Source organism: Streptomyces sp. NPDC102462, from assembly GCF_044765425.1.
GTDB lineage: Bacteria > Actinomycetota > Actinomycetes > Streptomycetales > Streptomycetaceae > Streptomyces.
Genome location: NZ_JBIWKB010000013.1, coordinates 54150 through 76682 on the forward strand (window position 1 = coordinate 54150; position 22533 = coordinate 76682).

The following is a 22533-nucleotide window of genomic DNA, read 5'->3' on the forward strand; positions in this document are numbered from 1 at the left end:
GATCTGGGACATGTCCACGACCGTGACCACCGCGTCAGCGGGGAGCCGGGCCAAGGGAGACGACGGCATCGGCCAGGCGGTCGGCGAGGTCCGCGACCACCTGCGCCGTCATCGGTGTCGACAGCGCCGCGAGGTTCGCCGACGACAGCAGCAGGCCACGGTCGTAGGCGGCCCACCACATCCGGTGCCGGGTGTCTTCGTCCACGCGGACCGCGCCCTCGGGGAACACCCTCAGCAGCGAGCCGAGCCCGCGCACCTCCCAGCCCAGCGGGGCGACCCGAGCGGCGACCGCGCGTCGCGCGTCGTCCCCCAGCCGGTTCAGCCGGGCGATCTCCGCCGGGGTCAGCAGCCGCAGCGCCCGGGCTCCGGCGGCCATGCTCACCGGGTTGCCCGAGAAGGTGCCCGAGTGCGGGATGCTCCCCGGCCGCCTGGGGTCCAGGACCCGCATGACCTCCTCGCGCCCGGCGACCGCGCCGACGGGGAAGCCGCCGCCGATGAGTTTGCCCGCGGTGAGCAGATCGGGGACGATCCCGTGCTCTCCGCTGAGTCCGTGCGCACCGAGCCGGAGGCTGATCACCTCGTCGATGACGAGCAGGATTCCGTACGTGTCGGCGAGTTCGCGGGCGCCGCGCAGGAACGGCCGGCTCACCGGGATGAGCCCGGCGCGGTTCGGCAGCAGGTCGATGACGATCGCCGCGAGGCCCCGCGGACGTTCCTCGACGGCCTGCCGCAGGGCGTCGAGGTCGTTCAGCGGCACCAGCGACACATCACGGGCGACGGACTGGGGCACACCGCGTGCGGACTCCGCACCGGCACACAGCGCGACATCGCTGGATCCGTGGTAGCCGCCCCGGGTCAGCACGATCCCGTCCCGGCCGGTCACCACCCGCGCGACACGGATCGCGGACATCACCGCCTCGGTACCCGAGTTGGTGAACCGGACCTGGTCCAGTCCCGGCAGCCGGTCCAGGAGGAGATCGGCCAGTTCCCACTCGTCCACGTTGGGGATGCCCCAGCACGATCCGTCGCTCATCGCACGCCGGGCCGCCTCGACGAGTTCGGGGTGGGCGTTGCCGTGCACGAGCGTGGTGAAGTTGTTGTTGGCGTCGATGAGTTCGCGTCCGCGGTCGTCCCACAGCCGGTACCCCTCGCCGCGCAGCGCGTATGCGGGGGCGGAGCCGGTGTGGTAGGCCGAGCGTCCGTAACCGCCGGGGAGCAGCGGGAACCCGCGGCGTCCCCGTCGCACATGTGGGTCGTCGTTCGGCGGAGCCGGCGAACCGGCCTTCTGCTGCATAGCCATGAACGCATCCTTCGTCGCGCACCGTGCGCAAGCGGTCGTCGGTGGCGCCGCCACACCGGTTCCGCCGCACGGCGGACCGGTTGTTCGCGGGCGGCTCACCCTGCCGCCGTCAAGCTATGCAGGCCGGGGCCCCGGCTACTGTCCTGAACTGGTACAGCGACAGGGGCCACGGCGCGGTGTCCCGAAGTGGGACAGACGCCGGGCCGGCGGCCACCTAACCTGGGTGGGATTTCGACGACGCGGCTCAGGCGGCTGCCGGGAAATGCGAGGAAACGATGGGGCGAGTCCAGGGCAAGGTGACGATCATCACCGGCGCGGCACGTGGCCAGGGCGAGGCACACAGCAGGCTGTTCGCCGCCGAGGGTGCGGCGGTTCTCATGACCGACGTCCTCGACGACGCCGGCGAGGCCGTGGCCGGTGAACTGCGCGACGCAGGACATGACGTGCACTTCCTGCACATGGACGTCACCTCCGAAGCCGACTGGCTCGCCGTGGTCGCCGAGGCGGAACGGCGCTGGGGCCGCGTCGACATCCTCCTGAACAACGCCGGCATCGTCGGATCGATGAGGCCCGCCGACACGGAGGACCTGGGCGCCTGGACGAAGGTCACCGCGATCAACCAGCAGGGTGTCTATCTGGGCATCAAGCACGTCGTGCCGGCGATGCGCCGGTCCGGCGGCGGGTCGATCGTCAACACCTGTTCGATCAACGGCTCCGTCGGAGCGGCCGGCTCCTTCTCGTACCAGGCGTCCAAGGGCGCGGTGCGCATGATGACGCGCGCCGCGGCACTGGAGTACGTCGCCGACGGCATCCGGGTCAACGCCGTGTCACCGGGGCTGGTGATGACGCCGATGGCCGAGGAGGAGGGCGAGGAGTCGAACGAGGCGTTCGCCGCCGCGACACCCATGCGGCGCGGCGCCCGCCCGCAGGAGGTCAGCTACGGCGTGCTCTTCCTCGCCAGCGACGAGGCCAGCTACATCACCGGCCCGGACCTGTTCATCGACGGCGGCTACACCGCGCAGTGAGCGGTGTAGCCGCCGGTCATGCCGCGATATGCCGTCGGTCGTCTGCGGCGCCGATGTGGCTGGTCGCGCAGTTCCCCGCGCCCCTTCGGGGCGCTGTCTGACCGCAGCGGACTTCTGCGGTCACGGGGGCGCCCGCCGAGGGCGGATCGGCGCGGCGACGGCTTGGCGCGGCCCGCGGCCTGCTCACCCGGGCACGATGAGGTCGATGCCGTACGCGGCCACCGCCAGGCACGCGGCGAAGCACAGCACCGCGGCGCCCGCCGCGGCCCGCGCCGGTCCGCCGCCCGCCGCGCCGGCGCGCAGGCCACCGGCCCGGTTCCAGGCCGCGATGGCGAGCGAGAACAGCACGACCACCGCGATCGTGACGCCGAAGCTGGCCAGGGACACCTCCGCGAGGTTGTCCCACTTGATGTCCATCGCGCGCTCCTTCCACGACCGCGAAAACCACGGGGACGGTGCTGATCACACGGCGGACGAGCCGGTGAGTTCGCGTTCCCGCGGTACCTCGTTGACGTTGTCCGGGTTGACCGGCCGGCGCCGGGACAGCACGTAGAAGCCGGTGGCCGCGGCCACGGTCACGCCCGCCACGACGGCCACCCCCAGGTCGCCCTGGTCGGCCACCCAGGCCGAGACCCCGCCGACCGCCGCCGCGGCCGGCAGCGTCAGCACCCAGGACACCGCGATCCGTCCGGCGATGCCCCACCGCACCCTGGCCAGCCTGCGGCCGAGCCCCGAACCGAGGATGCCGCCGGTGCAGACCTGCGTGGTGGACAGCGCGAACCCGAGGTGCGAGGAGGACAGGATGACCGCCGTCGCCGTCGTCTCGGCGGCGAAGCCCTGCGGGGCCTGGATGTCGGTCAGGCCCTTGCCCATGGTCCGGATGATCCGCCAGCCGCCGACGTAGGTGCCCAGGGAGATGGCCAGCCCGGCGGTGAGCACCACCCACCACGGCGGCTGCGAGCCGTGCCGGAGGAAACCGGTGGAGATCAGCGCGAGGGTGATGACGCCCATCGTCTTCTGTGCGTCGTTGGTGCCGTGGGCCAGGGCCACCAGGGAGGCCGATCCGACCTGGCCCGCCCGGAAACCCTTGTTGACCTTGTGCTCCGCGGTGCGCTGGGTGATCTTGTAGGCCAGATACGTCGCGACCAGGGACACCGCACACGCGAGGATCGGTGAGGCGATCGCCGGAATCACGATCTTCTCCACCACCTGGGTGAAGTGGATGGCCGATCCGCCCGCTCCCACCCACACCGCACCGATCAGTCCGCCGAACAACGCGTGCGACGAGCTGGAGGGCAGTCCGAACAGCCAGGTCGTCAGGTTCCACAGGATCGCGCCGACCAGACCGGCGAAGATCATGACCAGCGAGACCCTGGAGTCGTTGACGAGCCCGTTCGAGATCGTCGCGGCCACCTCGGTGGACAGGAACGCACCGGCGAGGTTCAGCACGCCCGCCACCGCGACCGCCACCCGGGGCTGCAAGGCCCCCGTCGCGATGGAGGTCGCCATGGAATTGGCGGTGTCGTGGAAGCCATTGGTGAAATCGAAGGCCAACGCGGTCACGATGACCGCCATGAGCAGGAAGGAAAAGCTGTCCACCGCCGACGGCCTCCCACTCGGTGCGTCGTACGCGTAGCCGGACGTCCTTCCCCCCGTCCCACGCCGGCGCCCGGCCGAAGCCACCCGTGACACGACGTGTCGGCCCGGAGGGGTCCGCACAGGCGGGGCCCGCGCGCCGGCATGTGACCGTATCCGTCTCGCTATCCATCCTGACGAGGCCGCCGGGACGCGCAACCCGAGCGCCGGGACCGGCGCCTTGCCCGTGCGTGCCCCGCGCACCGTCAGGCGGGCGTGACGGAGGTCTTCTCGCTGAGCCAGTCGGCGAACGTCCGGGTGCCGCGGGGGCCGGCGCCGGTCGGAAGCAGGCCGCCGCCGCTCATCCCGCCGGGTACGCGCAGCGGCAGGACCGGGCGCCGGCGGGCGCCGCCCGCGGCGATGAGGCGCCGGGCCATGTCGACCGGCGACTCGACCCGCGGCCCGGCCGGCTCGGGGCCATCCCCAGCGGCGGCTCGGGGGCGAGGCCGGCGAGGGCTTCGGCCACCTCGCGTACGGCGATGGGCTGGATACGCCCCGTCGGGACCACCGCGACCGGCCCGGGCACGCCGTTCAGCAGCTGACCCGGGAACTCGTGGAACTGCGTCGCCCGCGGAATCGTCCACGGCACCGCCCCGCTGCGGACGATCTCCTCCTGCCGCAGCTTGCCGGTGCAGCAGGGGTTGCGCACCCGGTCGATCCCCACGATCGAGAGAACGACATCGACAACCCCGCATGCTGTGACAGCCCACCCGGTGACCGTGGTCACCGGGAGGCCGCCTTGGCGACGCTCGGCACGGCGGGCGGCGGCCATGAGTTGCCGAGGGACGGATCGACCGGATTCGCCATCGCCTCGACCGTACGGGCCATGGCCCGGCAGGGCCGCTGAGCAGACCATGGAGTACACGACAGGTGCGGACCCGGGAGGCGATGGTGCCAGGAAACGGCAGGGCGGCGGACCCGGACGGGACAACGGCCGCGCGCTTCGCACAGGACGGCTTCGCCGTCCTCGACGGCGCCCTGACCCCCGCCGAGGTGGACCGGCTGCGCGCGGAGACGGTGGCGATCTGCCGCGGTGAGCGCGGGCAGGTGGCCCGCGCCCCCGCGCTCGAACCGGAGTGGGACGACGACGCGGTGCTCCGCCGCCACCTGTGCGTCCACTATCCGCACAAGCTGTCCGCGCTGGTCCGCGACACCCTGTGCCATCCGGCGCTGGTCGCCGCCCTCACCGAGGTCATCGGGCCGGATGTGAAGGCCATGCAGTCGATGCTGTTCATCAAGTCCGAGGGCAAGCCCGGTCAGGCCTGGCACCAGGACGAGTTCTTCATCCCCACCCGCGACCGGTCGCTCACCGCCGCCTGGATCGCGTTGGACGACGCCACCGTCGAGAACGGCTGCCTGTGGGTGCTGCCCGGCTCCCACCGCCGCGGCGTGCTCTACCCCGACCGTGAGCAACACGACCCGCGCTACGACTGCACGGTGGAGCTGTACGGCTTCCCCTACACCGAGGCCGACGCCGTGCCCGTCGAGATGCCGGCCGGCTCGGTGCTCCTGTTCAACGGCTATCTGCTGCACAGGTCGCTGCCCAACTCCGGCCGCCACGGCTACCGCAGGGCACTGGTCGGGCACTACATGTCCGCGCGGTCGCTGCTCCCCTGGCAGCCGCCGGGCCCCGGCGAGCACATGGGTCAGGCGGACTTCCGCGACATCGTGATGGTGGCGGGGCAGGACCCGTACGCCTACAAGGGCATCGCGGACATCCGCGAGCCGTATGTGCGGCCCGACCGCGAGGGCGGCTGTGACCGCTGAGGACGGCCCCCGGTCCGAGGACCGCCCGCGGCTCGTCGACCGGCTGGGGCCCGCGGTCGGGGACTACCCGCCCGGCGCCGTGTTCGGACCGCGTACGGCCGCGAACTTCGAGTTCGTCTGGATCATCCGCGGCCGGGCCCGCTGGACCTGCGGCGAGATGACCCAGGATCTGCGGCCCGGAACGCTGCTGCTGGTCCGGCCGGGGATGCGCGATCACTTCGCGTGGGATCCCGGCGGCTTCACCCGCCACGGCTACGTGCACTTCGCGCTCTGCGCCGAGCCGGACCAGGAACGCTGGCCGCTGGTGCGCGACCTCGGCGGGCGCGCGGACCCCATGGCGGCCCTGTGCCGTTACCTCCTCTGGCTCGGCACCGAGCGTCCCGACGGCTGGCGGCACAGGGCGGCCGGGGTGCTGCGGCTGCTGCTGTCCGTCTTCACCACGGGCCCGCTGCCCGCGCCGGGCGAACCCCGCGACACAGTGCCCACGCCGCTGGCGGCCCTGGCGGCGTACGTACGCGAGCGGTGGTCGGGCGGCACCGCCGAGCCGCTGACGCTCGCGGAACTGGCGTCGGCGGCAGGGGTGTCCGAGAGCACCCTGTGCCGGCTGTTCCGCCGGCACTTCGGCACCGGTCCGGTCGCCGCCGTCGAGTTGCTGAGGCTCGCACGGGCCGAGCCGCTGCTGTGGCTGAGCAACCTGAGCCTGCGCGCGGTGGCGCAGCAGTGCGGCTTCGCGGACGCCTACCATCTCTCCCGCCGGTTCAAGGCCGTGTACGGCGTGACGCCCAGCGCGTTCCGGGCCGCGGGCCCCGAGCGCGCGCCGTCGTCGCCGGCGGCGCCGGGGCTGCGGGCGCTCATCTGGCGGGAATGAGCCGGACGGCGTCCGCCACCACGTACCCGTCGGCCGCGTCGCTCAGCTCGACGCCGCCGCCGGTGCCGGCGTCGAAGCGGTGGGTGCCCAGGGACACCCACTGCCCGCCCCCGGAGCGCTGGTCGACGCGGGTGGTCTGCGAGCCGTCGGCGGCACGCACCGTGTAGGGCGCGTCGGAGGCGCGGTTGGGGTCCGCTGTGTAGCGCACCTGCACCTCGTAGCGGCCCGCCTCGGGTACGTCCGGCCACCAGCGGGCGACCGCGGAGCCGTCGCCGGCCGGGTGGATGCGGTAGCTCTGCCCGTAGAAGCCGTCGGTGCCCGTGGCCCTCGACCACTGCCCGGCCTGCGCGAAGCTGAACAGCGAGTCGTCGTCGGCGATGACACGGGGCGGGTCGGCCGGGTGGACGGCCCGGGTCAGGGTGAGCTGATCCGGGGCGATCACCGTGCCGCCGCCGCGGCCCCGACCGGCCAGGGTGAAGCGGATCCGGTGGCTTCCCGCGGACAGTTCGTCGCTGCCCAGGGACACGACCTGGTAGCCCTGGAGCGAGGAGAGCGTCGCATCGACGCGGCCCGCGGGCAGCGTCGTGCCGTCCACGCTGACCTCGGCGAGACCGCGGTCGGCCGCCCGCTGCAGGCGCACCGACAGCTCGAAGCGGCCGGAGCGGGGCGTGCGGAAGGGGATCTCGACGTAGTCGCCGGGCTGCTGTGCCGCGTAGCGCAGCACGCTGCCGCCCTGTGCGTTGACGTCGGCGACGGTCTCGGCGGCGGTGCCCGGGGCGGTCGTCGTGCCGGGCCGGCCCGCGAGTTCGTACGCGCGTGAGGTCAGGCCGGTGCCCCGGCCGCCGCGGTCGCGTCCGCCGGTCAGCCAGGCGAGGTCGAGGCGGGCGAGCGCGATCCGCTCGGGGAAGGCCGGGCTGGTGCCGTCCCGGCCGTAGACGAGCAGGACCGTGCCGTCCGAGAGCCGGGCCAGGTCGGAGTAGTACGACGGGCCGGCGTGTACGACCTTGTGGTAGCGGAAGCTGCGGCCCTCGTCATAGCTCACGGAGACGGTGAGGTTCTCGCGGGCCGAGGCGTCGGGGCGGGAGAACAGGAGCCGGCCCGGGCCGTCACCGTCGGGGCCGCCGCCGTAGCGCAGCAGTCCCGCGTCGATGGCGACGAACTCGCGGGTGGCGCCGTCGAGTACGGGCCTGGACCAGGTGCTGCCGCGGTCCGTGCTGGTGGCCGTGATGCGGTAGCGGGTGCCGCCGGCGGCCGCACGGCCGTTGACGACGACGGTGCCGTCGGCGCGCTGGTGGACCCGGCTCTCGTTGACCGGGTAGTCCGGGGAGACCGGCACCGGTGCGGTGGCCTGCCAGGTCCTGCCGTGGTCGTCGCTCAAGAGCATGGCGAGGCCGTACATCCGCTCGGCCGTCGTGTGACCGACGATCGTGCGGCGGTGTGCGACCGGCACCAGCAGCCGCCCGTTGTCGAGCTGGATGCCGTGCCCCGGCCCGGCGCCGTGCAGGGTCCAGTCGTAGGCGTTGGCGTCGAAGAGTTCGGTGAGGTCGCGCGGCGCGCTCCAGGTCCGGCCGGCATCGGCGCTGCGCATGACGTGGATCGTCGAACGGTCCGCCGAGCAGGTGGTGTTGCCCTCGTCGCGGGTGGTGCTGCTGACGAAGAGATAGACGGTGCGGGTCTTCGTGTCGACGACGGGCGTCGGGTTGCTCCACGACTCGCCGTCGGCGGCCGGCACGATGACGCGGCTCGCCTCGAAGGTGCGGCCGCCGTCGGTGCTGCGCCGCATCACGATGTCGTGCGGCCCGGCGTCGCAGGCCGTGAGCCGCCCTTCGGCGAACACCAGCACCCTGTCGTGGGGCAGCACGGCGAGCCCCTGGACGTGGTAGTTCACATGTGTCCCGTGGGTGGAGTCCCACAGGGTCGTCTCGGTGAAGTGCCCGGTGGTGGTTCCGGCGTCCTGTGCGGAGCCGGGCGCGGGGAGCACAGCGAGCAGCAGGGCGAGCGCGGCCGTGCAGGCCAGGCGCGTGAGCACACGTGTCACGGGCTGCTCCTTGCGGGGACGAGGTGTTCGGACAGCGGATCCAGGTACGCGGCGAGCGCGGCGCGTTCGGCTGCGGTGCAGGCGGTGAAGGGCGGCGCGGCATGGGCGGGGCAGAGCCCGCGTGCGGCGAGCAGTTCTTTGATGACGGGGACGCCGCGGCGGACGCGGTGCACCCCCAGCAGTTTCGTCACGATGTCCTGCCACCGGTCGGCCGCCGTGTCGTCGCCCGCGCGTACGGCCTCGTACAGGGCGACGACCGGGCCCGGCGCGGCGTTGGCGATGCCCGGCACGATGCCGTCGGCGCCGCGCCGCAGCGCCGGTGCGAGCGCCGTCTCGGCGCCCTGGCTCACCCCCGTCGCGGGCTGCCGCGCCGCCCGCGCCAGCAGGTGGTCGAGCAGCGCGGGGTCACCTGAGCTGTCCTTGATGCCCGCCACGTGCTCCAGGGCGAGCACGGCGTCCACGAGCCCGGGGGTGAACGGGCAGGCGTAGGCGGGGGCGTTGTACGCGACCACGGGCACGCCGAGGTCCTTCAGCGCCGCGTAGTGCGCCACGATCTCGTCCTCGCGGTGGGCGAAGTACAGCGGCGGGCTCAGCACCAGCGCGTCCGGCCGCGCCGCCCGCACGGCCTCGGCGCGCTGTACCGCCTCGGCGGTTCCGGGAGCGGTGACGTTGACGAGCACCGGCCCGTCGGGGCGCAGCGCCCGCCAGCGCGCCGCGACACCGGCCGCGAACGTGCCGATGCGGTCGGTGGGGATGAGGGGTCCTTCGCCGTTGCTGCCGAGCAGCATCAGGCTTCGCACGCCCGCCCGGTGCAGTTCCTCCAGCAGCGGCTGGGCGTGCGCGGCGCTGGGGATGCCGGGCCGCTCCATCGGGGTGACGAGCGGCACCATGACGCCGCGCAGCAGCTCGCGTCCGTCGGTCACGTCAGTACCCCTCCTCCGTCTCACACGTTTCTCACAGCTCTCATGTTTCTCACGTTTCTCCGAGGCTTCTGCGACGCTTCTCAGCCGGTGATGCGCACCGCGGTCCCTCTCCCGGCGGTCAGGCGCACGGTCCCGTCGGCGGCGACCCGGCCGGTGCCGACGTGTCCTCCGACCTGCGTGCACACGTGTGAGCCGGCGGGTGCGGGCACGCCGAACACCACCTCGGCCTCGGGCCCGTGGACCACGGCGCGCACCTCGCCGGGGGCACGGACGTACTCCTCGATCACCGTGCGGGGCGGGGCGTCCAGCAGCGGGGCTCCGTCGAGGGTCACCCGCAGGCGGTGGCCGGCCTCGACGGTGAGCGGCCCCTCGCGCAGCCGCAGCCGGTGCAGCGCCGCCGGCCTGCCGGGGTGGCCGAAGCGCCAGCCGACGGGCAGCGGGTCGGCGAGTTCCTGCATGGCGAGGTACGCCAGGAGGTTGCCCCAGGTCAGCAGGTAGTCGGAGCGGGCCTCGAAGAAGTGGATGTCCTCGCCCGGGGCGGAGGGGTAGTTCTCGTGGACGTGGCTGTGCTCCTCCCACTCCCGGCGGAACATGCCCAGCAGTTCGTCCGCGATGGCGGCGGCCCGCTCGCGCAGCCCGTAGCGGCGCAGCCCTTCGACGGCGAGGAAGGCCACCGGGCCCCAGACCCGGCCCCGCATGTAGTGCCGGTCGTACCCGGGGTCGCTGCGGGACACGCTCGGCAACGGCGGTGAGCCGCCCAGCAGTTCGGGACGCAGCAGGGTTGCGGCAAGGCGCCGCGCGCGCTGCGCCGAGGGGGTGCCGGCCAGCAGCGGATAGAGCATGGACGGTGCCAGGTGGCGGTCGAAGCCGCCGTCGGCGCGCAGATTGCGGTGGTGTCCTGCGGCCTCGTCCCACATGCGCTCCTCGATCCGGGCGGCGGTGGCGGCGTGTTCGGCCCGCAGCCGCCGTTCGGTCCGCGCGTCTTCGAGCAGGCCCGCGATGTCCGCGACGGCCTCGGCGTCGGCCGCGTGCAGGGCGTTGAGGCCGACATCGGCGAGGTCCATGGTGTGGGTCAGCGGGTCGTAGGCGATCTCGTCCCACATCGGGGAGTCGTCCATGCCCGACTCGCGCTTGGTGCTGTCCGCGGTGGCCGACCCGGGGTCGTCCGTCGGGTCGGAGCCCCAGGCGAGCAGCCCGTGCGGGCCGCGCCGGGCGCGCGGCCACCAGTCGTGCCAGTCCCGCAGCACGTCGTACGCCTCGGTCAGCAGGCGCCGGTCGCGGGTGGCGTCGCTGAGTCCGGTGCTGCGGTACGCCTTGAGGACGGTGTACGCGCCGACGGGTGGCTGCGAGCGGTCGTCGGTGCGGCCCCGGTCGTCGGAGACACGGTTGGGTACAAGGCCCCGCGGGGTGGCCTGTTCCAGCATCTGACCGAAGATCCCACGGGCGTAGTCGGGGTCGATCCAGGTGGCGGTGAGGCCGGAGAAGAAGGTGTCCCAGCAGTGCAGGGCCCAGGTGCCGTAGAAGCCGCGCCGCTCCCGGCTGACGAAGTCGCGGGAGGTCGGGGTGATGACGCGGGCGCCGTCGGAACGCAGCACGGTGTTCCAGGTGAGCGAGCGCGTGTACCCCTCCCCCGCGCGGCCGAGCAGCCCGGAGGTGGCGAGGGCCGCGGCGTTCGCTCTGCGGCCCGCTTCGTCCAGATCCGCGTCGAGCGGGCGGGCACCCCCGGCCGGTGCGCAGCCGAACCGCAGCTCGCCGACGTCGAAGTGGAGTTCTCCTGCCGTCTCGAAGCTCGCGGGCGCGGACAGGTCCGGTCGCCGGCCGCCGGTGAACCCGTCCGTGCGCAGCACGATGGCGTGCCCGGCTGCGTCCCCGCTCAGCTCGGCCGAGCCGGACAGCACGCCCGGAGCGGTCCTGGCGAAGCGCAGCCGCAGCCGGGCCGCGCCACAGCAGTCCTCGGTGCAGTCGACGGTGACCTCGGCGAAGGTGCCGTCGACCGTGTGGTGGCCGAGGCTGACCAGGCCGCGGCGCCAGGTGAAGTCGTCGATCACTCGGCCGTCGGGCGTGCGGATGCCGGCGCGGATGCGGATGCCGGAGGGCGGGTGCACCACGGCGGTGTGGTAGCGGACGTCCCAGGTGTTCCAGTCGTCCGGGGCAGGTCGATGCATGGCGGTCGGTGTCCCTTGCACGGTGCGGTCGGTGTCCCTCAGACGACGAAGTCGAGTGCGGCGTCGAGCAGCATGCGGGTGTACGCGTGCCGGGGCGCGGTGAAGATCTCCTCGGTCGGGGCGCACTCGACGATCTCACCGAGGTACATCACCGCGACCCGGTCCGCGATCTGCCGCACCACGCCGAGGTCGTGCGAGATGAACAGCAGCGACAGCCCGTGCCGGCCGCGCAGTTCGGCGAAGAGCCCGAGGATCTGCGCCTGCACGGACACGTCCAGCGCGGACACCGCCTCGTCGCACACCAGCAGCGCGGGCCGCAGAGCGAGCGCGCGGGCGATGCTGACCCGCTGGCACTGTCCGCCGGACAGCTCACCGGGCCGCCGCCCCGCGACGGTCCCATCGAGGCCGACCTGGTCGAGCAGGCCGCCGACCGCCCGGTGCCGGTCGCCCTCGGGTGCCGCTTCGGGGTGGGCACGCCACGCCTCCGCGATGATCTTCTCGACCGGCATCCGGGGATTGAGCGACGACTTGGGGTCCTGGAAGACCATCTGGACGGCCCGCCGCTGCGCCGGCGGCCAGCGCCCCGGCCTGCCGACCGGTACCCCGCGGAAGGCGATGGTGCCACTGTCCGCCCGGGTCAGCCCCACCACCGCACGGGCGAGGGTGGTCTTGCCCGAGCCGGACTCCCCGACGAGCGCCACGATCTCCTCGGCGCCGACGTCGAGGTCGACGCCCTTGACCGCGGCGAGCCGCGCACCCCGCCGCCGGGAGGCGTAACTGACCCGCAGGTCCCGTACGGTGAGCAGTTCCTCCACTCAGACCAGCTCCTCGGCATAGTGGCAGGCGCTCGTCCGCTCCTTCGCGACCGGCCGGGGCCACGGCACCTGTTCCCGGCAGCGCTCGCGCGCCATGGGGCAGCGGGTGCGGAAGGCACACCCGCCGGGCCGGGTGAAGGGTCCGGCGGGCGTGCCGGGCAGCGGGTCGGTGAGCGGCGTCTTCACGTGTACGGTCGGCACGTTGCGGATCAGCGCCCTGGTGTACGGGTGCGCCGGCCGGCGCAGCACCTCGCCGGCCGGGCCGGTCTCGCACACCCGCCCCGCGTACATCACGACGAGGGCGTCGGCGGTGTGCGCCATCACCCGCAGGTCATGGCTGACCAGCAGCATCGCCATGTGTTCCGCGTCCCGCAGCCGGCGCAGCAGGTCGAGGATGCGGGACTGCACGGTGACATCGAGGGCGGTGGTCGGCTCGTCGGCGAGCAGCAGGCGCGGCCGTCCCGCGAGCGCGAGGGCGATCATGGCGCGTTGCCGCATGCCACCGGAGAACTGGTGCGGGTAGTCGTCGACCCGGGACGCCGCCCGTGGGATCTCCACCCGCTCCAGCAGTTCGACGGCGGCCTTGCGCGCCGCGGCCCGCGACCGGCCGTCGCGGCGCAGGATCTCCCCGACCTGCCGTCCGATGGTCAGCACCGGGTTGAGCGCGGCGAGCGGGTCCTGGAAGACCATCGCCATCTCGCGCCCGCGCAGCCGGCGCCGCCGGGTGGCGTCCAGTTCCAGGGTGTTCTCGCCGTCGTAGCCGATCCGGCCAAAGGCGGTGGCGCCGTCGGGCAGCAGACCGATCACCGCGAGCGCGGTCATCGTCTTGCCGCTGCCCGATTCGCCGATCAGCCCGGTGGTACGGCCACGGGAGACACCGAAGCCGACGTGGTCGAGTACGTCGACCGGCCCGCGCGGACCGGGCAGCCGCACCACCAGGTCCGCCACGTCGAGCAGCGGGGTCATGAGACGGTCACCCCGGTCAGGTCCGGCTGGAAGGCCGGGCTGGTCTTCAGCCCGTGCACGTCGCCCCGCCAGGCGTAGGCGATGTTGACGAACATCGGGTACATGCCGACCGCGTCGTCCCAGATGATCTTCTGGGCCTCGCCCCACAGCTTGTTGCGTGCGTCCGCGGCGGCCGTGCCGCCGGCCCTGGCGAGGATCGTGTCGAGGTCCGGGTTGCAGTAGCCGGTCCGCCCGGCCGCGCACGGGTAGAGGCGGCCGAGGTTGCCGGCCAGGTCACCGGTGTCCAGGGCGAGGGACTGCAGATTGATGTCCCACCTCATGCCGAGCAGGTCGTCGAGGAAGACGGCCTTCTCCTTGTCCCGCGGCTCCGCCCTGACCCCGATCTTGGCCAGGTCGGAGGCGACGGCCTGCGCGAACTGCCGGAACTCGGCTCCGGAGAACTGCAGTTCATAGGTCTTGGCGTAGTCGAAGCCGGCCTGGTCCAGCGCCGCCTTCGCGGCCCGGGGGTCGTAGGTCACGGGGGTCTGCCGGGCGTGCCCCGGCACCCCCTGCGGGACCGGCGAGTCGGCGGGACGGCCGGTGCGCGGGTACAGCGAGGAGATGATGCTGTGGTAGTCGATCGCCTGCCACAGCGCCCGCCGCACCGCCGCGTCCTTGAAGGCGGGGCGACCGGAGTTGAACCACATGGTGTAGACGGCGAAGCTCGGCACGGCCTTGACGGTGATCTCGCCGGTGCCCTTCAGCTGGTCCAGTTGGTCGTCGGGCAGTCCCCAGGCGGCCTGCACCTCGCCGGTGCGCAGCGCCGCGACCCGCGCCGAGATCTCCGTGATGCTGCGGAACACGAGTTTGCGCAGCTTCGGTCTGGTGCCGTAGTAGCGCTCGTTGGGCACCAGGGTCAGTCGCTCGTTCGGCTTGAAACTCTGCACCTTGAACGGCCCGGAGCCGGTCGGCTTGGTGAAGAAGCCTTCCCTTTCCGCCTGGCCCGCGGGGGTGACGAAGAGGGCGGTGAGCTTGCCGAGGATGCTCACGTCCGGTTTCTTCGACTCCAGCACCACCCGGCCCGGGGACGGCGCCTTCGGGGTCACGTCCGCCCAGGAGGCGGCCTGCGGCCCGTTGAGGCTCGCGATCCGCTTGACCGAGTCGACAACATCGGCGGAGGTCAGTGCGGAGCCGTCGGAGAACTTCACGTTCTCGCGCAGGTCGAACGTCCAGGTCCGGCCGTCCGGCGAGGTCCGCCACCTCGTCGCGAGGTCCGGCTCGTAGCGCCCGTCGGTGAGCGTCACCAGCCGACTGAAGATCTGCCGGCCGGCGGAGGCGGTGGCCCCGTCGGCCCGCGGGCTGTGCGGATCGAGGTTCACCAGCGGCCAGTTGGGGGCGACGGTCAGCCCGCCCGCGCCGCCCGCGCCCCCGCCGGATGTGCCGCCGCATGCGGCCAGTGTGAACAGGGCGATCACCGTCGCGGTACCGCGTGATGGCAGTCTCATGCCTGCTCCTTCTCCAGCGGCTCAGCCGGTGCGGCGAGCGCTGCCGAAACGATGGGTGAGCTGGTCACCGAGCAAACCCACGCCGATGACCAGGAGGGCCAGGGCGAGCCCGGGGAACGCGGAGATCCACCACGCGGTGGCGAGGTACTCCTTTCCGAGCGCGATCGTCTGCCCCCAGGACACGGCGCTGTTCGGCAGGCCGATGCCGAGGAAACTCAGCCCGGCCTCGGACAGCACGATCAGCCCGAACTCCAGGGTGGCGAGGGCCATCACGGGTCCGGCCACGAACGGCAGCACGTGCCGCAGCAGCACCGCCCGCCGCGGCAGCCCCAGCAGGCGCGCCGCCGCGACCCACTCACGTTCACGCAGCGAGAGGGTGGAACCGCGTACGACCCGGGCGAAGGCGATCCACCGGGTGACGGCCAGCGCCACCACCACGGTCGTGAAGCTGCGTCCCATGACGCCGGAGATGACGATGGCGAGCAGGATGCCGGGGAAGGCCAGCTGGATGTCGATCAGCCGCATCACGACCGCGTCGACCAGTCCGCGTGCGTACCCCGCCACGAGCCCGCACAGCACCCCGAACACCCCGGCCACGACCGCCGTCGCGGTGCCGACGACCAGGGAAGTGCGGGCGCCGTGGACCAGTTGGGCGAGCATGTCGCGGCCCAGCGCGTCGGTGCCCAGCCAGGCGGTGTGCCCGGCATGGGTCGTGGCGCCCGGCGCGAGCAGCCGGTCGCCGACGTGGGTGGCGGTGGGATCGTAGGGCACGAGCAGCGGCCCGAGGACCGCCAGCAGGACGAAGCCGCCGACCAGGAGCGCCGGGATCCGGGCCATCGGCGAGGCGCCGCGGACGGCGGACCTCAGCGGGCGGGTGACCTGGGTGAGGGCCGTCATCGCCGCACCTCGGTCCGGATACGCGGGTCGAGCCGTGAGTACAGCAGGTCGGCGGCGAGGTTGAGGGCGACCACGATCGCGGCGACGAACAGCGCCGCGGCCTGCACCACGGCGTAGTCACGGCCGGCCACCGACGCGACGACCATCGTGCCGAGGCCGGGCCAGGCGAAGACGTTCTCCACGATCACGGCGCCGCCCAGCAGCGTCCCCATCTGCAGCCCCACCACCGTGATCACCGGAATGAGGGAGTTCTTCAGGGCGTGCCCGAACAGCACCTGGCCCTCGGTGAGCCCCTTGGAGCGCGCGGTTCGGATGTACGGCTCGGACATCGCCTCCACCACCCCGGCCCGGGTCAGCCGCCCCACCATCGCGGTGAACGGCAGCGCCAGCGTGACCGCCGGCAGCACCAGGTAGCGGGGCGAACCGGCGCCCGAGGTGGGCAGCAGCCCCAGCGTCACCGCGAAGAGGAGGACGAGCATGATCCCGACCCAGAACGTGGGCAGCGACTGCAGCAGCAGGGTGAAGCCGGAGACGAGCCGGTCCACGGGGCCGCCGGGGCGGCGGGCCGCCAGCACCCCCAGCGGCAGGCCGACGACGACGGCGATGACACTGGCGGCGCAGGTCAGTTCGAGGGTGTTCGGCAGCGAGCCGAGCACCGCGTCCACGGCCGGCTCGTCGAGCCGGTAGGAGGTGCCGAAGTCGAGCGACAGGGCGTGCCAGAGGTAGGTCGCGTACTGCGTGAGAACGGGGTCGTCGAGACCCATCCGCGAGCGCACCTGCCGGATGTCGGCCGCCGAGGCGTCGGGCCCGAGCAGCAGCGTGGCCGGGTCGCCCGGGGCCAGACGGACGATGACGAACATCAGGGTGACCGCGCCCCAGATGACGAACAGGCCGATGAGGATCCGGCGTACGACGATGCCGGTCATGACCGCCGCTCCGCGCCCGGCACGGGTCCGGCCGTCGCGCCGCGGAGGAACGCGCACGGCACCAGCAGCGTGCGCGCCTCGGCGTCGGGTGTGTTCAGCAACCCGATGAGCAGATCGACGGCGTCGCGGCCCATCTGCTCCCGGGGGATGGCGAAGCGCATCCAGTCGCGCGGCGGTGAGCAGTACGACGGCGGGTCGCCGAGCACGGCGACCGAGCAGTCGGCCGGCACCGCGGCGCCGGCCTCCTCGGCCGCCGCGCACAGGGCGGCCGCCGCCCGGTCGTCCTCGGTCGGCTCCACGACGAAGGCGGTGACCCCGTCGTCCAGCCATGTACGCACCAGGCCGGGCCGCAGTTCGCCCGGCTCGGCGACGAGGTGGACGCCGACGGCTTCCAGCCCCGCCTTCTTGCCGACGGCTTCGAGCCCGGCCCCCTTGCCGACGGGTTCGAGCCCCGCCTCCGTGCCGACGGGTTCGAGCCCCGCCTCCGTGCCGACGGGTTCGAGCCCCGCCTCCTTGAGGCCCCGCCGGAAGCCGCTCAACCGGTCACGGGTCGGTTCGGCGTCGCCCGGCACCTTGAGGTAGCGGATGCGGCGGTGCCCGAGCTTCGCCAGTTCGGCGACGATCCGGCTGGTCGCGGTCGCGTAGTCCGCGGCCACGTAGCTGATCCGGGCGCCCTCGATCTCACGGCGTCCGATGAAGACGAACGGGAAGTCCTCCTCGGCCAGCCGGGCCAGCTCGGCCCGCCGCAGATGCCGGCCGAGCAGCACACAGCCGTCCGCGACCTTGAGCCGGTTGGCCCCGCCGGCGAACAGCCCGCGCTCGCGGGCCGCCCCCGCGGAGGTGAAGAGCACCAGGTCGTAGCCGCGCTCGGCGGCCTCCGCCTCGACGCCCTGCAGAAAGGGGTGGTAGAAGTCCCGGTGATCGGTTGGAAAGACGGCCTCGAAGGTGTAGAGGCCGAGCATCTGGTTCCGGCCGCTCTTCAGGCTGCGGGCCACCGGGTTGGCGACGTACCCCAGCTCACGGACCGCGTCCAGCACCCGCTGCCGGGTGGCCGGGGCGATCTGATAGTCGCCCGAGACCCCGTTGATCACCTGTGAGACGGTCGCCTGGGACACTCCGGCCCGCCGCGCGATGTCGATCTGCGTCGGCCGACGCCGCTTGCGTTCTTCAGCCACGCGGTTCCCCAATACGTATTGAGCCTGCGGGGAACGTAGGAGCGCACCTTCGAGGCGTCAAGTGCCCTGTACCGAAGCGGAATTGGACACTCCCACGGCATCTGTGAAGGCGGGTCCTGCCGGGGCGGTGGGGTCACCGGGTGGGCCGTGGTGTCACCGGGTACACCCCACACCCGCCGCTCAGCCCTCCTGCCGTACCGGCCGCTCCGGCCTAGCGTCGACCACACGGCACTCCAACCCGCAAGGAGGCGGCATGAGTTCGAACGGTTCGGCAAAGGGGCCCGGCAGGCGTGCCATCGTCCGCGCGGCGGCGGCCGCGGGCGCGGCGGCGGCGCTGGCCCCCTCGGTGGCCTCGGCGGCGGTCCCGAAGGACGGCGGTGCGGCGGCGGCCCCCTCGGTGGTCCCGGAGGACGGCAGCGCCGCCCCCGCGTGGCTGCCCGACGGGCCCCTCCGCGTGACACCCGACGACCCCCGCTACGCGTATCTGGTGGCGCGGGGAGCGAGCAACCGTTTCCGGGGGAGGCCGGAGCGCGTCTGTCTCGTCGGCTCGACGGAGGACGTCGTGCGGGCCGTGCGCGAGGCGGTGGCCTCCGGCGCGCGGCTCGCGGTCCGCAGCGGCGGGCACTGCTTCGAGGACTTCGTCGACCACCCCGACATCACCACCGTCATCGACATGTCCCCCATGCGGGAGGTGACGTTCGACGAGCAGCGCCGGGCGTACGCCGTCGAAGCGGGGGCCACGCTGGGCGAGGTGTACCAGAAGCTCTACCTCGGCTGGGGGGTCACCGTGCCGGCCGGATACCACGCCGAGGTCGGCGTCGGCGGCCATGTGCCCGGCGGCGGATACGGGCCGTTGTGCAGGCTGTTCGGCCTGGTCAGCGACTATCTCTACGCCGTCGAGGTCGTGGTCGTCGACCGCGCGGGCACCGTGCGCGCCGTCGTCGCCACACGGGAGCGTGACGACCCGCACCGCGACCTGTGGTGGGCGCACACGGGCGGCGGAGGGGGCACCTTCGGCGTCGTCACCCGCTTCTGGTTCCGCTCGCCGCCCACTCCGCCGGCCACCGCGCTCACCTTCACCGCCGAGTGGAGCTGGGAGGGCATGGACGAGGAGCGGTTTTCCCGCATGGTGCGCAACCACGGGCGGTGGGCGGAACGCCATGCCGCCGCCACCGACCCGAACGCGGCGCTGTACGCCGAGTTCGCCCTGACGCGCCGTGCGGCCGGCGCCCACCTGCTGCTCGGCCAGGTCGCGGCCGAGCCCGGCCGGGACCGCCGTCTGCTCGACGCGTTCCTCCACGCGGTGAGTGAAGGCACCGCCCGCCCCGCCCGTGTGACCACCCGGCGCCTGCCCTGGCTGGACGCCGCGTTGCGCGGCTCCGGTGAGGCCGTCGGCGACTGGCACATCAAGATCAAGTCGGCGTTTCTGCGCCGGCGGCTCACGGACCGCCAGATCGCCGTGGTCCACCGCCATCTGACCCGCGAGGACACCGGGGTGCTCGCCGGCAGCGTCGTCGTCAACACCTACGGCGGAGCCGTCAACGCCGTACCGTCCGACGCCACGGCCATGCCGCACCGCGACTCCGTACTGAAGCTCTCCTGCCTCGCGTCCTGGGCCGAACCGGAGCAGGCGCCCGAGTATCTGGCCTGGATACGCGCGTGCTACGGCGACCTGTTCGCCGACACCGGCGGAGTCCCCGTCCCGGGCCCGGCAGCCGACGGGGCCTTCATCAACTACCCCGACACCGACCTCGCCGACCCGCACTGGAACACCTCGGGCACGCCGTGGGAGACCCTGTACCACAAGGACAACCACGCCCGTCTGCGCGAGGCCAAACGGCGCTGGGACCCACGCGACGTCTTCCGGCACGCCCTGTCGATCAGGCCCGGCGGCTGAGGGCGTCCCCGGACGGTGAACCGCCGCCCGGGGAACGCGACCTCGTCGTGGACGAACCGGATAGGGCCGGAAGCCGTACGAGGTTCACATCTGTGCCCGGACGAACGGAACGCAAACGAGGTGACCCGGCCGACGCGTCCCGGCAGACTGGGCGAGTGACCTTCCGCCTGCTGCCCGGCACCGGGCTCGTCCTCCCGGCGAACGCGGGCGTCCTGCGATTCGGCATGACCGAGCGTGCGGCGCAGTGGACGGCGTCGACCCTGGCGGACATCCGCGCCGGCGGGTGGCTGCGCGAGACGCACTGGGCCTTCTTCTTCAGCCACCGCGACGTCCTGGTCACCGCCTATGCCTGCACGGCGTGTGCCGGGCAGACCATGGGACACCTGATCGTCGAGCGCACCGACCGGGTCCCGGACCGGGCCGCCGAGGTCCCGGTCGCCTTCGGCGACATCGACCTCTTCGGCTACCCGATCCACGAACTGACCGAGGTCCTCACCCCACCGGACCGCAAGCTCCTGCTCCCGGCGGACACCAACCCTCACAGCACGCACTACCTCCCCAAAACACACCTGACCACCTGCAAAGCCACCCACCACTAACATGACGACTGCCGTGACCCGCCCACTTCACCCCCAACTGTCGTCCCTGGTCTGGTCTGGGGGTTCGCTCGGCTGTTGGTCACGCGGTTGGTCACGCCGCAGCCGAAGAAACAGAAAACCCCAGATCAACTGGGGTTTCTGGTGGTGTCCGAGGGGGGACTTGAACCCCCACGCCCGATAAAGGGCACTAGCACCTCAAGCTAGCGCGTCTGCCATTCCGCCACCCGGACTTGGTGTCTGCCGCCTTGCCGGGGGTGTGCCCCGTGGCGACAGGCACAACAATACCAAGGTTTCGCAGTGGCATTCACCTGCGTTTCCGTGACCTGGACGGGGCCGGCGGCGCGGTCGACGGCGCGCCGCCCGGCCTCGTCACAGACCGTGTCCGGACGGGGACGCAACAGTTCGCGTGGCGTCCGGACACGGTGTCGCAAGGGCGCAGGGGCTATGGCATGAGTTGGTAGTCCGGGAAGTTCCCCGGCAGGCGTTCGCCCGCTGGGCCCCGGGTGACCGCGTGGACCAGGAGTTCCCCGCCGACGAAGGCGCCCCGCCAGGACGCGCCGAAGCCGCCGAACAGCTCGTCGCGGTCGCCGCGGGAGCGCGGCTTGCCGTGCCCGGTCTTGAAGGCGCGGATCTGCGGGGCCAGCCGGTCGTAGGTGGCCCGGTCGTCGGTGGCCAGCGTGGCCACCAGCGCGCCGTTCGAGGCGTTCATGGCCGCCAGCAGCTCCGCCTCCGTGTCGACCAGGACGATGGTGTCGACCGGCCCGAAGGGCTCCGCGTGGTGCAGCGGGGAGGAGGGCGGCGGGCCCAGGAGGGTGACCGGCTGGACGTAGGCGGAGGTGTCCTGGCCGGGCAGGAAGCGGGCGTCGGCGGCCCTGCCGCGGTGCAGGGGTACGGCGCCGCGGTCGATGGCCTCGGTGACCTGGTCCTGCAGTTCCTTGGCCTTGGCCGCGTTGATCAACGGTCCGAAGTCCAGCTCGGGGCAGGCGTCGTCGGGGTGCTCGACCGCCAGCGGGTGGCCGACCCTGACGGTGCGGACCGCGGGGAGGTAGGCGGCCAGGAACTCGTCGAACAGGGCGCGCTGCACGACGAAGCGGGGGTAGGCGGTGCAGCGCTGCTTGCCGTAGTCGAAGAGCTTGGGGACGACGGCGGTGAGCGCGTCCCAGTCGGAGTAGTTCCAGACGCCCCAGGTGTTCAGGCCCTCTTGTTCCAGTACGTGCCGTTTCCCGAGGTCGGCGACGGCCGTGGCGACGGCGGCGCCGGTGTCGCGACCGCCGACGAAGGAGACGCAGCCGATCTCGGGGGCCCGCACCAGGGCCTCGGACAGTTCGCCGCCGCTGCCGCTGACCAGGGTGACGGGGATGCCCTCGCGGGCGGCGAGCGCGGCGGCCAGGGTGAGGCAGGCGACCCCGCCGTCGGTCGGGGTCTTGGCGATGACCGCGTTGCCGGCGAGCGCCTGGACCAGCAGGGCGTGCACGAGGACGCTCATCGGGTAGTTCCAGCTGGCGATGTTGGAGACGGGTCCGTCCAACGGGGCCCGGCCGGCGAGCATCGGTTCGATGCCGTCGACGTACCAGCGCACGCCGTCGATGGCCCGGTCGACGTCGGCCTGGGCGAGCCGCCAGGGCTTGCCGATCTCCCAGACGAGCAGCAGGGCGAGCAGTTCGCGGTGTTCGGTGAGCGCGTCCAGGGTGGCGGCGATGCGGGCCCGGCGCTCGTCGAGGGGGACGTGCCGCCAGGCGCGGTGCTGGTCGAGCGACGCGCGTACGGCCTGCCGGGCGGTGGTCGCGTCCAGGCGTGGGGCGCCCGCGATGGGGCTGCCGTCGACCGGGGTGGTGGCGGGCAGTGCGTGGCCCTCCGGTTGCCAGGCGGCGCCCCAGAGGTTGCGCACGCCGTCGTCCCGGAAGGCCTCGGGGGCGAGGGCGAGGCAGCGCCGCCAGGCGTCGTTCCAGGACGTGCCGGGTTTGAGGGTGAGGGTGGGGTGGTTCGTGGTGGGGCTGGTGGCCATGGGGTCGGCTCCGCTCTCGGTGCACGATCGGGCGGATGGGGCAGGGGG

Annotated in this window: 19 protein-coding genes and 1 tRNA gene; 5 read left to right on the forward strand and 15 right to left on the reverse strand. The window is 72.9% G+C overall.

Annotation, left to right across the window (positions count from 1 at the left end):
• Nucleotides 1–34: 34 nt before the first annotated feature.
• Complete coding sequence (locus ACIRFL_RS14110) at nt 35–1300, reverse strand: aspartate aminotransferase family protein (protein WP_404027763.1); 1266 nt, start codon at nt 1298–1300, stop codon at nt 35–37.
• Between the two features lie 275 nt (nt 1301–1575).
• Between ACIRFL_RS14110 and ACIRFL_RS14115 the strand changes: the two genes are divergently transcribed.
• The gene (locus tag ACIRFL_RS14115) at nt 1576–2325 is read left to right on the forward strand and encodes an SDR family NAD(P)-dependent oxidoreductase (protein WP_404027765.1); all 750 of its coding nucleotides are present in this window, start codon (nt 1576–1578) and stop codon (nt 2323–2325) included.
• Nucleotides 2326–2508: 183 nt separating this feature from the next.
• Here the strand turns inward: ACIRFL_RS14115 and ACIRFL_RS14120 are convergent, their stop codons facing one another.
• The 3 genes from ACIRFL_RS14120 to ACIRFL_RS14130 form a co-directional block, all read right to left on the reverse strand.
• Nucleotides 2509–2742 (reverse strand): hypothetical protein, encoded by a 234-nt coding sequence (locus ACIRFL_RS14120; protein ID WP_404027768.1) that lies wholly within the window; start codon nt 2740–2742, stop codon nt 2509–2511.
• Nucleotides 2743–2787: 45 nt separating this feature from the next.
• Nucleotides 2788–3924, reverse strand: coding sequence for an anion permease (locus ACIRFL_RS14125; RefSeq protein ID WP_404027770.1), 1137 nt, complete (start codon nt 3922–3924; stop codon nt 2788–2790).
• Between the two features lie 242 nt (nt 3925–4166).
• A complete protein-coding gene (locus ACIRFL_RS14130; protein WP_404027772.1) occupies nt 4167–4337 on the reverse strand; it encodes a hypothetical protein in 171 nt (56 codons plus the stop codon).
• Nucleotides 4338–4830: 493 nt separating this feature from the next.
• On the opposite strand from ACIRFL_RS14130, the gene ACIRFL_RS14135 reads away from it, so the two are divergent.
• Nucleotides 4831–5727, forward strand: coding sequence for a phytanoyl-CoA dioxygenase family protein (locus tag ACIRFL_RS14135; protein ID WP_404027774.1), 897 nt, complete (start codon nt 4831–4833; stop codon nt 5725–5727).
• The gene (locus tag ACIRFL_RS14140; protein WP_404027776.1) at nt 5717–6595 is read left to right on the forward strand and encodes an AraC family transcriptional regulator; all 879 of its coding nucleotides are present in this window, start codon (nt 5717–5719) and stop codon (nt 6593–6595) included. Before ACIRFL_RS14135 ends, ACIRFL_RS14140 begins: the two co-directional genes overlap by 11 nt.
• Here the strand turns inward: ACIRFL_RS14140 and ACIRFL_RS14145 are convergent.
• The 9 genes from ACIRFL_RS14145 to ACIRFL_RS14185 form a co-directional block, all read right to left on the reverse strand.
• Nucleotides 6579–8633: an exo-alpha-sialidase gene (locus tag ACIRFL_RS14145; protein WP_404027778.1), complete on the reverse strand. Its 2055-nt coding sequence runs from the start codon at nt 8631–8633 to the stop codon at nt 6579–6581. The two genes, ACIRFL_RS14140 and ACIRFL_RS14145, sit on opposite strands and share 17 nt — an antisense overlap.
• Nucleotides 8630–9556 (reverse strand): dihydrodipicolinate synthase family protein, encoded by a 927-nt coding sequence (locus tag ACIRFL_RS14150; protein WP_404027781.1) that lies wholly within the window; start codon nt 9554–9556, stop codon nt 8630–8632. The genes ACIRFL_RS14145 and ACIRFL_RS14150 overlap by 4 nt, the downstream gene beginning before the upstream one ends.
• 80 nt (nt 9557–9636) lie before the next feature.
• Nucleotides 9637–11721 carry an amylo-alpha-1,6-glucosidase gene (locus ACIRFL_RS14155; protein WP_404027784.1) on the reverse strand — a complete coding sequence of 695 codons (2085 nt, stop codon included), beginning with the start codon at nt 11719–11721 and terminating at the stop codon, nt 9637–9639.
• A 38-nt stretch (nt 11722–11759) separates the two neighbouring features.
• On the reverse strand, nt 11760–12536 hold the full coding sequence (locus tag ACIRFL_RS14160) for an ABC transporter ATP-binding protein (protein ID WP_404027787.1): 777 nt from the start codon (nt 12534–12536) through the stop codon (nt 11760–11762).
• The gene (locus ACIRFL_RS14165; RefSeq protein ID WP_404027790.1) at nt 12537–13502 is read right to left on the reverse strand and encodes an ABC transporter ATP-binding protein; all 966 of its coding nucleotides are present in this window, start codon (nt 13500–13502) and stop codon (nt 12537–12539) included.
• On the reverse strand, nt 13499–14986 hold the full coding sequence (locus ACIRFL_RS14170; RefSeq protein ID WP_404027793.1) for an ABC transporter substrate-binding protein: 1488 nt from the start codon (nt 14984–14986) through the stop codon (nt 13499–13501). Before ACIRFL_RS14170 ends, ACIRFL_RS14165 begins: the two co-directional genes overlap by 4 nt.
• A 21-nt stretch (nt 14987–15007) precedes the next feature.
• Nucleotides 15008–15883, reverse strand: a complete 876-nt coding sequence (locus ACIRFL_RS14175; RefSeq protein WP_404027797.1) for an ABC transporter permease — start codon at nt 15881–15883, stop codon at nt 15008–15010.
• Nucleotides 15880–16809 carry an ABC transporter permease gene (locus tag ACIRFL_RS14180; protein ID WP_404027799.1) on the reverse strand — a complete coding sequence of 310 codons (930 nt, stop codon included), beginning with the start codon at nt 16807–16809 and terminating at the stop codon, nt 15880–15882. Before ACIRFL_RS14180 ends, ACIRFL_RS14175 begins: the two co-directional genes overlap by 4 nt.
• The gene (locus ACIRFL_RS14185) at nt 16806–17984 is read right to left on the reverse strand and encodes a LacI family DNA-binding transcriptional regulator (RefSeq protein WP_404027802.1); all 1179 of its coding nucleotides are present in this window, start codon (nt 17982–17984) and stop codon (nt 16806–16808) included. Before ACIRFL_RS14185 ends, ACIRFL_RS14180 begins: the two co-directional genes overlap by 4 nt.
• Before the next feature lie 253 nt (nt 17985–18237).
• Between ACIRFL_RS14185 and ACIRFL_RS14190 the strand changes: the two genes are divergently transcribed.
• Both ACIRFL_RS14190 and ACIRFL_RS14195 read left to right on the forward strand, forming a co-directional pair.
• Nucleotides 18238–19881, forward strand: coding sequence for an FAD-binding oxidoreductase (locus ACIRFL_RS14190; protein ID WP_404027806.1), 1644 nt, complete (start codon nt 18238–18240; stop codon nt 19879–19881).
• 155 nt (nt 19882–20036) lie between these two features.
• Nucleotides 20037–20480, forward strand: coding sequence for a hypothetical protein (locus ACIRFL_RS14195; protein ID WP_404027809.1), 444 nt, complete (start codon nt 20037–20039; stop codon nt 20478–20480).
• Nucleotides 20481–20622: 142 nt separating this feature from the next.
• On the opposite strand, the gene ACIRFL_RS14200 is transcribed toward ACIRFL_RS14195, so the two are convergent.
• Nucleotides 20623–20710: transfer RNA gene (locus tag ACIRFL_RS14200), tRNA-Leu, on the reverse strand.
• Nucleotides 20711–20922: 212 nt separating this feature from the next.
• Nucleotides 20923–22485, reverse strand: a complete 1563-nt coding sequence (locus tag ACIRFL_RS14205) for an aldehyde dehydrogenase family protein (protein WP_404027812.1) — start codon at nt 22483–22485, stop codon at nt 20923–20925.
• Nucleotides 22486–22533 lie beyond the last annotated feature (48 nt).